The 13,363-nt window shown below is 71.6% G+C and carries 14 protein-coding genes, 1 tRNA gene and 1 riboswitch; of the genes, 9 read left to right on the plus strand and 6 right to left on the minus strand.

Annotated features, from left to right (window positions below; genetic code table 11):
* Positions 1-57 precede the first annotated feature (57 nt).
* Both OG542_RS21365 and OG542_RS21370 read right to left on the minus strand, forming a co-directional pair.
* Positions 58-918, minus strand: coding sequence for an RNA polymerase sigma factor SigF (locus tag OG542_RS21365; protein WP_311126496.1), 861 nt, complete (start codon positions 916-918; stop codon positions 58-60).
* 204 nt (positions 919-1,122) lie between these two features.
* Positions 1,123-1,626: a MarR family transcriptional regulator gene (locus OG542_RS21370; RefSeq protein ID WP_193483485.1), complete on the minus strand. Its 504-nt coding sequence runs from the start codon at positions 1,624-1,626 to the stop codon at positions 1,123-1,125.
* Positions 1,627-1,770: 144 nt separating this feature from the next.
* Between OG542_RS21370 and OG542_RS21375 the strand changes: the two genes are divergently transcribed.
* The 5 genes from OG542_RS21375 to OG542_RS21395 all read left to right on the plus strand — a co-directional run bounded on the left by OG542_RS21375 (position 1,771) and on the right by OG542_RS21395 (position 5,935).
* Positions 1,771-2,940 carry a PP2C family protein-serine/threonine phosphatase gene (locus OG542_RS21375; RefSeq protein ID WP_328418036.1) on the plus strand — a complete coding sequence of 390 codons (1,170 nt, stop codon included), beginning with the start codon at positions 1,771-1,773 and terminating at the stop codon, positions 2,938-2,940.
* Between the two features lie 139 nt (positions 2,941-3,079).
* Positions 3,080-3,997: an STAS domain-containing protein gene (locus tag OG542_RS21380; RefSeq protein WP_328413023.1), complete on the plus strand. Its 918-nt coding sequence runs from the start codon at positions 3,080-3,082 to the stop codon at positions 3,995-3,997.
* Positions 3,994-4,413: an STAS domain-containing protein gene (locus OG542_RS21385; protein WP_230529737.1), complete on the plus strand. Its 420-nt coding sequence runs from the start codon at positions 3,994-3,996 to the stop codon at positions 4,411-4,413. The genes OG542_RS21380 and OG542_RS21385 overlap by 4 nt, the downstream gene beginning before the upstream one ends.
* Positions 4,413-4,856 (plus strand): ATP-binding protein, encoded by a 444-nt coding sequence (locus OG542_RS21390; protein ID WP_311126493.1) that lies wholly within the window; start codon positions 4,413-4,415, stop codon positions 4,854-4,856. Before OG542_RS21385 ends, OG542_RS21390 begins: the two co-directional genes overlap by 1 nt.
* A complete protein-coding gene (locus OG542_RS21395) occupies positions 4,856-5,935 on the plus strand; it encodes an ATP-binding protein/SpoIIE family protein phosphatase (RefSeq protein ID WP_311126492.1) in 1,080 nt (359 codons plus the stop codon). Before OG542_RS21390 ends, OG542_RS21395 begins: the two co-directional genes overlap by 1 nt.
* Positions 5,936-5,953: 18 nt before the next feature.
* On the opposite strand, the gene OG542_RS21400 is transcribed toward OG542_RS21395, so the two are convergent.
* From OG542_RS21400 to OG542_RS21410, 3 genes are all read right to left on the minus strand, one after another.
* Complete coding sequence (locus tag OG542_RS21400; protein ID WP_328413026.1) at positions 5,954-6,478, minus strand: MarR family winged helix-turn-helix transcriptional regulator; 525 nt, start codon at positions 6,476-6,478, stop codon at positions 5,954-5,956.
* Positions 6,479-6,596: 118 nt separating this feature from the next.
* Positions 6,597-7,238, minus strand: a complete 642-nt coding sequence (locus OG542_RS21405) for a GTP cyclohydrolase II (RefSeq protein ID WP_311126490.1) — start codon at positions 7,236-7,238, stop codon at positions 6,597-6,599.
* 165 nt (positions 7,239-7,403) lie between these two features.
* The gene (locus OG542_RS21410; protein ID WP_328413029.1) at positions 7,404-7,919 is read right to left on the minus strand and encodes a MarR family winged helix-turn-helix transcriptional regulator; all 516 of its coding nucleotides are present in this window, start codon (positions 7,917-7,919) and stop codon (positions 7,404-7,406) included.
* Positions 7,920-8,009: 90 nt separating this feature from the next.
* Between OG542_RS21410 and OG542_RS21415 the strand changes: the two genes are divergently transcribed.
* The 4 genes from OG542_RS21415 (at position 8,010) to OG542_RS21430 (ending at position 11,906) form a co-directional block, all read left to right on the plus strand.
* Entirely contained in the window at positions 8,010-9,137 is a 1,128-nt protein-coding gene (locus OG542_RS21415; RefSeq protein ID WP_328413031.1) for a dihydrofolate reductase family protein, read from the plus strand.
* Between the two features lie 92 nt (positions 9,138-9,229).
* Positions 9,230-9,303: transfer RNA gene (locus tag OG542_RS21420), tRNA-Met, on the plus strand.
* A gap of 295 nt (positions 9,304-9,598) precedes the next feature.
* Positions 9,599-9,755, plus strand: a riboswitch (cyclic di-AMP (ydaO/yuaA leader).
* Positions 9,756-9,766: 11 nt separating this feature from the next.
* Positions 9,767-10,798 (plus strand): M23 family metallopeptidase, encoded by a 1,032-nt coding sequence (locus OG542_RS21425; RefSeq protein WP_328413033.1) that lies wholly within the window; start codon positions 9,767-9,769, stop codon positions 10,796-10,798.
* A gap of 163 nt (positions 10,799-10,961) precedes the next feature.
* Positions 10,962-11,906: an aldo/keto reductase gene (locus OG542_RS21430; protein WP_328413035.1), complete on the plus strand. Its 945-nt coding sequence runs from the start codon at positions 10,962-10,964 to the stop codon at positions 11,904-11,906.
* A gap of 27 nt (positions 11,907-11,933) precedes the next feature.
* Here OG542_RS21430 and OG542_RS21435 read toward each other — a convergent pair whose 3' ends face one another.
* A complete protein-coding gene (locus OG542_RS21435) occupies positions 11,934-13,325 on the minus strand; it encodes a PrsW family intramembrane metalloprotease (protein ID WP_311126485.1) in 1,392 nt (463 codons plus the stop codon).
* Between the last annotated feature and the right edge of the window lie 38 nt (positions 13,326-13,363).

Raw genomic sequence — 13,363 nt, forward strand, 5'->3', positions numbered from 1 at the left:
GAAGAGCCCCAGTTCAGAGAGAGTCTGAACTGGGGCTCGGTTCGTTTTCCGGGCGTCTCAGCCGGTAGCCAGCATCCCCGCCCGCAGCCGTGCCACCGTCCTGGAGATGAGGCGGGACACGTGCATCTGGGAGATGCCGAGGCGGGTGCCGATCTCGGCCTGGGTGAGTTCTTCCACGAAGCGCAGGTGGAGGATGAGTCGCTGGCGTTCGTCGAGTTCGGCGACCAGGGGAGCGAGGGCGTGGAAGTCCTCGACCAGTTCCAGGGCCGGGTCCTCCTCGCCGATGAACTCCGAGAGCGTCGCGTCGCTTTCGTCCGCGTCGCCGCCGACCGTCGCGTCGAGGGACGAGGACAGGTAGCCGTTCGCCGCGACCTGGGCCTCGACGACCTGCTCCTCGGTGAGGTTCATCAGGGCCGCCAGTTCCGCGACCCGGGGCGCGCGGCCGAGGCGGGAGGCCAGTTCCTCGGTGGCCTTGGCGAGTTCCGTACGGGCCTCCTGGAGGCGGCGCGGCACGTGCACGGCCCAGGACGTGTCGCGGAAGAACCGCTTGATCTCGCCGATGATGTAGGGCACCGCGAAGCTGGTGAACTGCACCTCGCGGGAGACCTCGAAGCGGTCTATCGCCTTGATCAGCCCGATGATGCCGACCTGGACGACGTCCTCCATCGCCTGGCCGCTGCCGCGGAACCGGCGGGCCGCGAACCGCACCAGCGACATGTTCATCTCGATGAGCGTGTTGCGCGCGTACTGGTACTCGGGAGTGCCCTCCTCCAGTACCGCGAGCCGGTCCAGGAACTGTCCGGTCAGCCCGCGCGCGTCCTGCGGGGCGAGCTTCTGCGGCTCGGCGATCCGGGGCAGCACCTCACTGGTCTCGGTGCCGGAATCCGTCGTGGTACCGATGCGCGTGGTCGCCGTCACGGGCCCTCCCTCGTAGTCCCGGCCCGCTCCGTCCCCCGACAGGCCACCTCTAGCGCCGCTACCCGCAGTCGCCCGGCTCATGCCCCGCATATGCCCCATCGAGACGTTGACCACAGTCCGCGCAGGTCGGGGCGGTGTCGGGGTACCCGCAGGGGTCTGTGACGGCACGGGGCAGGAGGGCGGGGCGGCATGGCGGGGAGGGATTCAGGCAGTCCGGGTGCCGGGCGGGCGGGAGTCGTCGGCGTTGTCGGAGGCATCGTGTATCCGGGCCGCCGCCACGTCGCAGAACGCCTCGAGACCCTGCAGCAGCGCGACCCGCTTGGCCGCGGGCATCTGGTCGAGCACCGCGCGCAGCGCCTGCTCCCGTCGTACGCGCAGATCGGCGAGGAACGTACGGCCCCGGCTGCTGAGGCGCAGGCGTACCTCGCGCCGGTCCACCGGACTCACCACGCGCTCGACGAACCCGGTCGCCTGCAGCCGGTCGCACAGCCGGCTCGTCGAGGGCGGTGTGGAGGCCAGGGAGTCGGCGAGCGTGCGCAGGTTGATGCCCTCGTGGTGCTCGAGGATGAGCAGCACGCGCAACTGGGAGGCGGAGGCGGGTGCCGTCGAGGCCCGGCCCCAGAGGACTTCCAGCAACTCCGCGGCCGTGGAGGTCACACGTGCGACCTCTGCTGGCTCAGGGCGGGGTCGGAGGGAAGTCACAGTCACACTCTCGCAGGCACCGGGATGGCCGCCAGCGTACTAGGCGCGCGGGGAGCCAGGGGTGACCCCGGTCAGGGGCACAGCCGCCCACCGCGCATTAAAACCGCATTCAGACCAAGGATTGGTGTGTCGACCCTCGTGACGACGATCGTGAACAGATTCGTGGCCGCCGAGCGCGCCCTGCGCACGGCGGCACCCCATCAACTGCTGGACGCGGTCCGTCGTGTACTGACCGATCAGTACGCGGCGGACTCCGTCGAGCTTTTCCTGGCCGACTACGGGCTCACGGTGCTTCAGCCGGTGTCCGTGCTGCCGCACACCCTCCAGCCGGTGTCCGTGCACAACAGCCCGGCGGGCCGGGCCTTCGGGGCTCAGGAGCCCTGTGTGGAGGCCCTTTCGGGTGACTCGGCGGACAGGGTGCGTGCGCATCTGCCGGTCACCGTGCGCGGCGACCGGCTCGGTGTGCTGACCGTGGTCCTGCCGGGCGGCGAGCACACCGACGGCTGCCTCGGCGAACTGGCCGAGATCGCCCAGGTGCTGGGGCACGAGGTCGTCGTGGCCGAGCGGGACACCGACCTGTACCTCCAGGCACGCCGCAGGGACCGTCTCACCCTGGCCGCCGAGATGCAGTGGCAGCTGCTGCCGGGCCGCTCCTGCTCCCGCCCCGAGTACGAGCTCGGCGCGCAGCTGGAACCGGCGTACGCGATCTTCGGCGACAACTTCGACTGGTCCGCCACGGCCGACCGGCTCAGCCTCTACGTCACCAACGGCATGGGCGAGGGCATCGAGGCCTCCCTGCTGACGAACCTGGCGATCAACGCCCTGCGCAACGCGCGCCGGGCCGGTCTCCCCCTCGCCGACCAGGCCGCCCTGGCCGACCAGGCGGTGTACGCGCACTACCGGGGCCGCTGCTACCTGTCCGTGCTCATGCTCGACTTCGACCTGGCCACCGGGCGGGTCCGGGCGGTGGACGCCGGGTCCCCGCGACTGCTGCGGCTGCGCCGGGGTGCGGTGAAGCGGGTGGACTTCGACGCCCAGCTGCCGCTCGGCATGTTCGAGGAGACCGACTACGTGGCCCAGGAGTTTTGGGCCGAGCCGGGCGACCGGCTCGTCTTCGTCAGCGACGGGGTCTACGACGTCGCGTCCCCGGGCGGAGAGGCGTACGGCGACATCGCCCTGGCCCGGGCGATCCAGTCGACCCGGCTGCTTCCGGCCGCCGATGTGCCCCGGGCCGTCCTGCGCGAACTGAACGGCCATCGCGGCAGGCCCGTCGCGGACGACGACGCCCTGGTGGTGTGTCTGGACTGGCGTGGGCGATGAGGGACGGGGAAGGCGCAGGTCGGGGCCGGCGGTGGGCAGTTGTTTGGTGTTGCCCCGCGTCGGCACTAATGTTTGTCATACGGCAAGTAACGGCTGAGGCGCCGTGACGTGGCCTCGGTCTGGTCCGTGCAAGGGAGCGATGCAAGTGTCGGAGTCGGAACAGAACGCGGAACAGGAGCCGGCCCATTACCAGGTGAGCGCCTTCCTCGAACGGCGCCGGGAGCAGGTCGCCCAACGCTGGGCGGACGCCGCGCTGTTCCGCACCGTCTTCACCGTGTCACGGGACGAGGCCGTGGACGCGGGCAGGTCCGTGGCCGCCGCGCTGGCGGCGGTGGCGGCTTCCGGGCGGATCGAGGACATCCGGGCGCCCGGATTCGAGTCGGTGCGCGACCAGTTGGGCCGGATGGCGGCCTCCCGCACCCGTACGGGGATCGACTCGGACGGGGTCGCCGAGGAGGTGGCCGCCCTGCGCGACCCGGTGGTCGAACTGCTGCGCGCCGAGTTCGCGGACCCGTACGCCCCGGAGGCCCAGGACGGCGTGCTGGCCCTGACCGTGCTGATGGGCACGCTGCGCATGGTCGTGATGGAGACCTTGGTCAGCGCGGGCGAGGAAGTGATCGCACGGCAGCGCGAGCAGCTGCTCGAAGTGGCCACCCCGGTGATCAAACTCTGGGAGAGCACCGTCGCCGTGCCGCTGATCGGCACGCTGGACAGCGCGCGCAGCCAGGTGGTCATGGAGAGCCTGCTGGACGCGATCGTCGCCGAGCGCGCCCGGTTCGCCATCCTCGACATCACCGGCGTGCCCACGGTCGACTCGCTGGTCGCCCAGCATCTGATGAAGACGGTGGCGGCGGCCCGGCTGATGGGCGCCGAGTGCATCGTCTCCGGGATCCGGCCCGCGATCGCGCAGACCATCGTCCATCTGGGCATCGACCTCGGCACGGTGCTCACGCGCTCGAGCCTGGAGGACGCGCTGGCCTACGCGCTCAGCCGGCAGGGCGTCGAGATCGCGCCGCTCCGGTCGGCCGGCCCGGCGGCCGAAGCGGTGGTGCGGTGACCGGGTTCGGGCCGGCGGTGCCCGGACCCGCGGGGGGACACGCCTTCACGGTGCCGGTCCTCCAGCTGGGCGACACCCTGCTGGTCACCCTCCAGGGAGAGCTGCACGACGGGATGGCCGAGCAGCTCCAGCAGGACATCACGGCCCGGATCGCGCATACGCGGGTGACCGGAGTGGTCATCGACATCTCCGGCGTGGACATGGTCGACTCGTTCCTGGGGCGGGTCCTCGCCGAGATCGCCGCCGGAGCCGGACTGCTGGCCGCCCGTACGGTGCTGGCCGGGATGCGCCCGGCGGTGGCGATCACCCTGGTCGAGCTGGGGCTCACCCTGCCGGGACTGCGTACGGCCCTGGACGTCGAACGCGCGATGGAGCTGCTCGCCGCCGGTGAGCGTCACAGTGAGGGGAGTCCCTGATGCAGGCCTCCCGCCATGCCGCGCCGACGAGCCTGCCGATCGGCTCGGACGCCGATCTGGCCTGGGTACGGCAGCAGGTGCGGCAGGCAGCCGCCGAGCTCGGCTTCGGGCTGGTGCAGCAGACCAAGCTCGTCACGGCGGCCAGCGAACTGGCCCGCAACACCCTCGTCCACGGCGGGGGCGGCCATGTGGAGATCACCCCGCTGGGCCTGGGGTCGTCGAACGGGCTGCGGCTGGCCTTCGTCGACACCGGGCCCGGCATACGTGACCTGGACCAGGCGATGACCGACGGCTACACCAGCGGGGGCGGGCTCGGTCTCGGCATGAGCGGGGCCAAGCGGCTGGTCCACGAGTTCGAGGTGGACAGCCGGCTCGGCGAGGGGACCACCGTCACCGTCACCGCCTGGGCCACCGCCGTACCGCCGTCCCGGCCGGGGTCCTGATGAGCAGGGTGTGGGACGTGCCGGTGGACGACTCGACCCGGGTGCGGGACGTCCGTGTGGCGGCCGAGGAGGCCAGCGCCTGCGCCGGGCTCCCCGGGCCCCGCACCGCGACCGCCGCGCTCGTGGCGACGGAGCTGGCGACCAACCTGTTGCGGCACGCGGACGGCGGGCGCGTCCTCATCAACCTCGTCGAGCACGGGTACGACGGCACCCCCGGGACGTCCGTGCAGCTCGTCTCGCTCGACCACGGCCCCGGCATCCCGGACATCGCGGCGGCGATGCGCGACGGCTACACCACCGCGTCCTCCCTGGGCGCCGGCCTCGGCACGTGCCGGCGCATAGCGAACGACTTCGACCTGCACAGCGCCCCCGGGCGGGGCACCGTGGCCGTGGCCCGCATCGGCCCCGAGCGGGCCGCCAAGGGGGCGCAGCCCCCGCCGGGCCCGCGCGTGGGCGGCGTCAACGTCCCCCTCGGCCGGGCCGAGTACTCCGGCGACGCGTGGAGCCAGGTGTACGGCGGCGACCGCGTGACCCTTCTGCTCGCCGACGGGCTCGGGCACGGGCCCAAGGCCGCCGAGGCGTCCGGCGCCGCCGTGGCCGAACTGCGCGGGGTGGCCGACCTGCCGCCCGCCGAGATCCTGCGGCACCTGGGCAGGGCCCTGCGGCCGACCCGTGGCGCGGCCGTCTCCGTGGCTCAACTCGACCTGCGGTCTGGGCAGTTGAGCTTCGCCGGGGTCGGCAACGTCGGCGGCCGTCTGCGCACCGACGGCACCTGGAAGCCGCTGCTGTCCCACCCCGGCATCGTGGGCGCGCAAGCCCCGGCGTCCGTGCCCGTGCAGCGCCTTCCGTGGCGGGAGGACAGCCTGCTCGTCCTGCACAGCGACGGTCTGCCCGGCCGCTGGACGCCGCCCGACGACGGCGTGCTCCTCTCCTGCGACCCGGCTGTGGTGGCCGTGGCGGTGCTGCGGGACGCCGGGAGTGCGGCCCTGCCGGTGCGGGACGATACGTGTGTGGCCGTACTGGGTGCTGGTACTGGTGCTACTGCCGGTGCTGGTGGCCGGCCCGGCTCGCGGGCCTGAATTCACCTTCTGCCGCCCTCACTGCCCGTCAGCCCCGCCCGTCCCGTCAGTTCCGTCAGGGTGCGGCGCGGCCGCTTCCCGTGCCGACAGAAATCCCCGCAACCCCCGGCTCAGAGCCACCCGTTCCGCCGGTTCCATCGCCGCCAGCGCCGTGGCCAGGGCCTCGGTCCGGCGGCCTGCGACATCGCTCAGGACATGCCGGCCGTGCGAGGTGAGCAACAGCTGTACCTCGCGGCGGGTGCCCGGGTGCGGGGCCCGTTCCAGCAGGCCGGCCGCCGCGAGCCGGTCGCAGAGCCGGCTGGCCGTGGGGAGGCCGATGTCCAGCTCGTCCGCCAGGGCCGTGACGTTCAGGCCGGGCGTCGCCTCCACGGTGCGCAGCGCCCGCAGCTGGTGCGGGGACAGGCGCAGGGACGCCGCCTGGGCGGCGACCGACCACAGGTCCGTCAAGCTGTCCACAGCATCGGCGATCCACGACGCGACGGCCTCTGGGCCGTCGCCCGGTCCCCTCGCCAGGGGATCGCCGGGGGCGCCGAGATCGGTCACGAAACGTCACTTTCCATCAGCTACGGGTACTACGTAGATCGCCCTCTTTCAAAGGCTGTACCCGATGAGCCGAGGGGCAAGCAAGCCTCGGTTCAGCACCGGCCCGGCCGGGCCCCGTTCAGCCGGCGCTGAGCTCCGTCAGCGCGGCGAGGGGCAGCGTGTGCTGGGTCTGGAGCACCTTGGCGCGCAGGTAGCGGACGTTGTGCGCGGTGGTGAAGACGCCCGTGGGGACGCGGTCGCGGACGTCGACGCCCAGGGTGCGCAACTGGTCCGCCTTGTCGGGGTTGTTGGAGAGCAGGTCCAGCTCCTTGATGCCCAGGGCCCGGAGCATCTGAGCCGCCGCCGTGTAGTCGCGGGCGTCCTCCGGCAGCCCCAGCGCCGCGTTCGCCTCGTACGTGTCGAGGCCCTCGTCCTGGAGGGCGTACGCGTCGAGCTTGTTGTAGAGGCCGATGCCCCGGCCCTCCTGGCGGAGGTAGAGGAGCACGCCGCCGCGGTCGGCTATGCGCTCGACCGCCTCGCGCAGTTGCGGACCGCAGTCGCAGCGGGCCGAGCCGAACACATCCCCGGTCAGGCACTCGGAGTGCAGCCGCACCAGCGGGGCCGGGCCCGGCTCGCCCAGGACGACGGCCACGTGTTCCTGGTTGTCGGCCAGTCCGTGGAAGGTGACGACTTCGGCGTCGACCTGGTAGCCGTCGTGGAAGCGAAGCGGTACCCGGACGCGTGAGCGCGGGGTGGCGAGGGCGGCGGGGGTGTCGGGCATGCGGGGCCTCCGGGTTCCGTTCCTGTTCGGCTGCACAGCCGTCTGCTTCAGATTTGAAGCAGATCCACGGTTCGGAACACTACCCTTGCTTTAAATTTGAATCAACGAGTCCGGCCCCTTGTGACGTGCCTCACTCAAGTGCCACAGGGGGGACCGCGTGCCGCCTCACGAACAGGCCGTGGAGGACCTCCGCCGCCAGGGCACGTCGTCCGACGTCGGCCGTGTTCCGTCCTCCTGAAGCCCCTGCGCGATCGCCGCGGAGATCTCCTCCAGCTGCGCCACCTGCTCCTCGCTGAGCCGGTCGAACACAAAGTTGCGCACGGTCTCGACATGCCCGGGCGCCGCGCGCTCCAGTACGGCGAACCCCGCGTCGGTCAGTGCGGCGATGCTGCCCCGCTTGTCGTGCCGGCAGGCCTCGCGCCGCAGCATGCCGTCCTTCTCCAGCCGCGTCACCGCGTACGTCAGGCGGCTGCGCGTGATCTTCAGCCGCTCGGCGAGATCGGTCATGCGCAGCCGCTGTTCGGGGGACTCCGACAGGACGGACAGGATGGAGTAGTACAGGTGCGGCATGCCGGCGTCCTGCTGGAGCTGCCGGTCGATCGCGTCCTCCAGGAGCAGCGAGGAGGCGATGTACGCGCGCCAGGCGCGTTGCTCCTCGGGGGTGAGCCAGCGAGTCGTCATGCCGCCAGTGTAGGTTTGTTTCAAACTTGAACCAAGACCCGGCGAGTTCGATCCCGCCGGTCCGCCGTCCCACCCGACCGGGGAGCGTCGATGCCTCACCCGTACGTCCTGCTGTCCGCCGCCGTCTCCCTCGACGGCTACCTGGACGACACCGGGCCCGAACGCCTGCTGCTGTCCGGCCCGGCCGACTTCGACCGGGTCGACGAGGTCCGGGCGTCCGTCGACGCGATCCTGGTCGGCGCCGGCACCATCCGCGCCGACAACCCGCGCCTGCTGGTCAACTCGGACGAGCGGCGCGCCGCCCGCACAGCCGCCGGCCGGCCGGCATACCCCCTCAAGGTGACCGTCAGCGGCTCGGGCGACCTCGACCCGGAGGCGCGGTTCTGGCACACCGGCGGCGAGAAGGTCCTCTACACGAGCGACCAGGGCGCCGAGCGTGCCCGGGCCCTCGGCCTCGCCACCGACGTGGTCCCCCTCGGCACCGACCTCGACTGGCGGCGGCTCCTCACCCACCTGCACGACGTACGGGGTGTGCGACGGCTCATGGTCGAGGGCGGCGGCCTGATCCACACCCAGCTCCTCACCCAGGGCCTCGCCGACGAACTCCAGCTGGTCCTCGCCCCGCTCTTCGTGGGCGATCCGAAGGCGCCCCGCCTCTTCGGGCCCGGCGGCTACCAGGGCGGCCGGCTCCGGCTGCTGGAGACGCGGCCCATCGAGGACGTCGTCCTGATGCGGTACGAACCCACCGCCCCCGGTACCGGCTCCCTCGCCACCGCGGCCGACCACCACTGGCTGGCCCTCGCCTGCGAACTGGCGGACCTCTGCCCGCCGTCGGACACGGCGTTCAGCGTGGGCGCGGTGGTGGTCGCGGCCGACGGTACGGAACTGGCCCGCGGCCACTCCCGCGAGGGCGACGACCCGGTCGCGCACGCCGAGGAGGCGGCCCTGGCGAAGCTCGACCCGTCCGACCCGCGACTCGCCACCGCCACGGTCTACAGCAGCCTGGAGCCCTGTGCCCGCCGCGCCTCCCGCCCCGCACCCTGTGCCCGGCTGCTCCTCGACGCGGGCGTACGCCGAGTGGTCACCGCCTGGCGCGAGCCGGACACCTTCGTCCCGGACGCCGACGGCAGCGGCGTGCTGGCGGCCGGCGGGGCGGAGGTCGTCGCACTCCCGGAACACGAGCACCGGGCCAAGGCCCCGAACCGCCATCTGCTGTAGGGGAGGCGAGGGCGGACCCCGCACCGGCAACCTGCTCAGCATGGGGTGGTCACGAGTGGTCCCGCGGATGGCGTACACTGGAATCACAACGACGCGGGGTGGAGCAGCTCGGTAGCTCGCTGGGCTCATAACCCAGAGGTCGCAGGTTCAAATCCTGTCCCCGCTACTGAAGGCCGAGGGCCGGAATCCGAAAGGGTTCCGGCCCTCGGTGTATTTCCGGGTTTCCGCACCTCCGTTACTGCCAGTGAGCGCAGCTCATCGCTCCGCATGGCAACTGACACACCGTCAATACCCAGCAGTCACTTACGGAGCGGTCAACTCGCCCGATTTGGGCCGGTCATGGCAGGTAAGTCCGCACGAAAAAGGTTAATGATCAAGTGGAATCGCTGGAATCCACTCCCCGGGTCTATTAACGTTCGATAACGCAGCGCGGTCGTCCCAGCCGTCACAGAAGGCGGCTCCGTGCGCACGCGCCGAATCCCGAAAGGGAACCGGGGAACCACCACTTGGGGTGAATCGGGCGTAAACCGCCGTGGAAGCACGGTTGTTATACGCGCGTAGGAGACCTTCCTGCTCCGAACCCGTCAGCTAACCCGGTAGGCGAGAAGGAAGGAAAGGAGTACGCCCACGTGGCGTCCAACCGGCCTGCCCCCGCGGCCCCGTTCGCGCGCAACCAGCGCGACACCGAAAAATTCGGCTACGGCGGTCAGCGCACCGACGAGGGCCCGTTCCAGGAGTGGAACCCCACCGAGGAATCCATCCGTCCCGTCCGTGGCCGGCATCGCGTCACCAAGCAGCGAGGCGGAGGCCTCGCCCGCAGCTCCACCGTCCTGGGCGTCGGCGTCATAGCCGCCGTGGGCGCGGGCGGCATGGCCAGCGCCCAGACCGGCAAGCCGCCGGTGTCCATCTCCGTGCCGGACCTGCCCTCGGTGGGTTCCCTCATCTCGGACGACGACACCCCCGCGGGTTCCTCGACTCCGCTCAGCGGTCTCGGCACGGTCACGGCGGACACCGAGGAGAACTCCTCCGGTGCCGGCGAGGCGCTGCGCGCCCGGATCATGGCCCAGGTCGAGTACCAGCAGGACCAGATCGACACCAAGGCCGCGCAGGACGCCGCCGACGCCGCCGAGAAGGCGGCCGCTGAAGCCGTGGCCAAGGCGGAGCAGGAGGCCAAGGCCAAGGCCGCCGAAGCCAAGAGGAAGGCGGAGGAGGAGGCCAAGAAGAAGGCCGAGGCCGAGCGGCTCGCCGCCCTCGCCAAGCAGTTCACGCTGCCGACCTCCTCGTACACCCTCACCTCGAGCTTCGGTCAGGCCGGCGCCTACTGGTCCTCCGGCTACCACACGGGTCTCGACTTCGCCGCTCCCACGGGCACGCCGATCAAGGCGGTGCACAGCGGCACCATCACCGAGGCGGGCTGGAACGGCTCGTACGGCTACAAGACCGTCCTCACCCTCGATGACGGCACGGAGATCTGGTACGCGCACCAGTCCTCCATCGGCGTCAGCGTCGGCCAGAAGGTCAGCACGGGCGATGTCATCGGCCGCGTCGGTGCCACCGGCAACGTCACCGGGGCCCACCTGCACCTCGAGGTTCACTCCGGTGGCTCCAGCAGCGGCATCGACCCGATGGCGTGGCTGCGGGGCAAGGGACTGAACCCGTAAGCGGCAGAAGCCAGTCGAAGCACCGGTAGCCCTGACGACGACCCCCCGACGTCAGGGCTACCGGTCTTCGGTGTGTGCGTCGCCGGTGTGTACGGGGGGCGTTTACAGGACCTTTGCGTCCGCCCTGGAATGAGCCGCTCCGGCACGGCCGTTGACGAGGAGCATGACTTCTCTTCGCAAGCTCGGCTCCTCCGACCTCGAAATCTTCCCGCTCGCCCTCGGCGGCAACGTCTTCGGCTGGACCGCCGACGAGGACCGGTCGTTCGCCGTCCTCGACGCGTACACCGCCGTCGGCGGCAACTTCGTCGACACCGCCGACGTCTACTCGGCGTGGGTGGACGGCAACCAGGGCGGCGAGTCCGAGACCGTCCTCGGCAAGTGGCTTCAGGCGCGCGGCAACCGCGCCGACGTCGTCGTGGCCACCAAGGTCAGCCAGCACCCCGAGTTCCAGGGCCTGTCCGCCGCCAACATCAAGGCCGCTGCCGACGCCTCGCTGCGCCGCCTGCGCACCGACTACATCGACCTCTACTACACCCACTTCGACCAGCCCGACGTGCCGGTGGAGGAGATCATCGGGGCGCTCGACGACCTGGTGAAGGCCGGCAAGGTGCGGCACATAGCCGCCTCCAACATCTCGGCGGAGCGGCTGCGGGCCTCCCTGGAGTTCTCCGACCGCGAGGGCCTCGCCCGCTATGTGGCGCTCCAGCCCCACTACAACCTGGTCTCCCGCGACACCTACGAGGGTGAGCTCCAGGACCTCGCCGAGCGCTCCGGCCTGGCGGCCGTCCCGTACTACGCGCTCGCGTCCGGCTTCCTCACCGGCAAGTACCGGCCCGGCACGACCGTCGACAGCGCGCGGGCCGGCGGTGCCGCCAAGCACCTGGAGACCGAGCGGGGCCTGCGGGTCCTCGACGCCCTTGACGAGATCGCCGCGGCCCACGACGCCCCCGTCGCGACGGTCGCCCTGGCCTGGCTCGCGGCCCGGCCGACGGTGGCGGCGCCGATCGCGTCCGCGCGGACGGTGGAGCAGCTGCCGGCGCTGGTCGAGGTCGGGGAGCTCACGCTGACGGAGGCGGAGGTCGGCCGTCTCACGGAGGCTTCGGCCTGAGCGGTCCGCGTGGGCCGGCCGCCTCGGCTACGACCGGTACGGGTTGTACGCGGGGTACGCCGTCTCGTACGCGGGGTACGGCGTCGCCGGGGCGGAGTAGTACGGCGTCGTCGGATGGCCGTACCCGTACGCCCCGTACACCGGCCAGGGCGGTGCCGCCACCGGCACGGGAGGGGCCGTGATCCGCGCCGCGTGGTCCAGCGCGGGGCGGGCCGCCTCCCGGCGCCGCCACAGTTCCTCCAGCAGTTCCCGTTCCCGTACGACGAAGTCGGCCCCGGCGCGGCCGCGGCGGCCCCGGTGCCGCAGGAACGCCAGAGACGTGGCGTAGGCCTCGTACTGCGCCACCGCCCGCGCCGCGGTCTTCCCCGCGTGGCGGCGGGCGTACTGGCGGGCGATGCGCCGGGCCCGCATCGAGCCGAGCGCGTACGGCTCGGCCGGAGTCAGCCAGCCGGCGACGGCGTACGGGGGCAGCTCCGTCCGTACGGTCCTCAGCTCCCGCTGCCGCGTCCAGATCACCAGCCATGTCAGCAGCCCGAAGATGGGCACCATGAACGCCGCGTACACGGCGAAGAACCCGTACTCGCCGAACGCCGACGAGCCGTTCCACATCGCGTGCATGCCCATCGCGAGCAGCAGCCCGGAGAGGGGGAAGGCAACGCGGCGGATGTGCCGGCGGTCCGCCGAGAGCGCGGAGATGCCGAAGCCGATGCCCGTGAGGACGGTGAAGAGCGGGTGCGCGAACGGCGACATGACGATCCGCACGAAGAAGGTCGCCGCCGTGACGGAGGCGATGCCGCTGTGCCCGGCGAGCTGGTCGGTGCCGAAGGCGATGCCCAGGTAGAGGATGTTCTCCGTGAACGCGAAGCCGGTGGCCGTGACGCCGGCGATGACGACTCCGTCGACGATGCCGGTGAAGTCACGCCGACGGAAGAGGAAGACCAGTAAGACGGCGGCCGCCTTGGCCGACTCCTCGACCACCGGCGCGATGACGGTCGCGCCGAGGGTGTCCGCTCTCGTCGGGTCCGCGGTCGCCGTCGCTATCCACTGGGTCGCGAAGCTGTTGGCGACGATCGCTATCAGCGCCGCCGCGCAGGCTCCCCAGGCGAAGGAGAACAGCAGGTTCCGCCAGGGGCCCGGTTCGACCCGGTCCAGCCAGCGGAACGCGGCTATCAGCAGGGGGACCGGGAGGACGGCCAGCCCGAGCCCCACCAGGAACCCTTCCGTGCCGGTCTCCTCGCGGACCAGGGCGAGGATGACGAGGCCGGAGATCACGAGGAGTGTGGACAGCGCGCCGTAGCGCACCCAGGCGCGCTGCCACCAGTGGGCGTGCCGCAGAGGTCCGCCGGCAGAGAGGCCGGCGAGGGGCACGCCGTCGGGGGGACCGCTGGGGTACGACGGATGTGGGGGGCAGGTGGCCACGGCATTGACCCTAACGACGGATGGGCGCTGTCCGCAGG

Origin of the sequence: Streptomyces violaceus (assembly GCF_036014075.1) — a bacterium.
Classification (GTDB): domain Bacteria; phylum Actinomycetota; class Actinomycetes; order Streptomycetales; family Streptomycetaceae; genus Streptomyces; species Streptomyces violaceus.

What these genes read in the sequence shown, in the direction of transcription:
- OG542_RS21380 (WP_328413023.1), top strand. Translation starts at nt 3,080, where the DNA reads ATGCAAGTGTCGGAGTCGGAACAGAACGCGGAACAGGAGCCGGCCCAT.
- OG542_RS21430 (WP_328413035.1), top strand. Translation starts at nt 10,962, where the DNA reads ATGACTTCTCTTCGCAAGCTCGGCTCCTCCGACCTCGAAATCTTCCCG.
- OG542_RS21405 (WP_311126490.1), bottom strand. Translation starts at nt 7,238, where the DNA reads ATGCCCGACACCCCCGCCGCCCTCGCCACCCCGCGCTCACGCGTCCGG.
- OG542_RS21415 (WP_328413031.1), top strand. Translation starts at nt 8,010, where the DNA reads ATGCCTCACCCGTACGTCCTGCTGTCCGCCGCCGTCTCCCTCGACGGC.
- OG542_RS21410 (WP_328413029.1), bottom strand. Translation starts at nt 7,919, where the DNA reads ATGACGACTCGCTGGCTCACCCCCGAGGAGCAACGCGCCTGGCGCGCG.
- OG542_RS21395 (WP_311126492.1), top strand. Translation starts at nt 4,856, where the DNA reads ATGAGCAGGGTGTGGGACGTGCCGGTGGACGACTCGACCCGGGTGCGG.
- OG542_RS21390 (WP_311126493.1), top strand. Translation starts at nt 4,413, where the DNA reads ATGCAGGCCTCCCGCCATGCCGCGCCGACGAGCCTGCCGATCGGCTCG.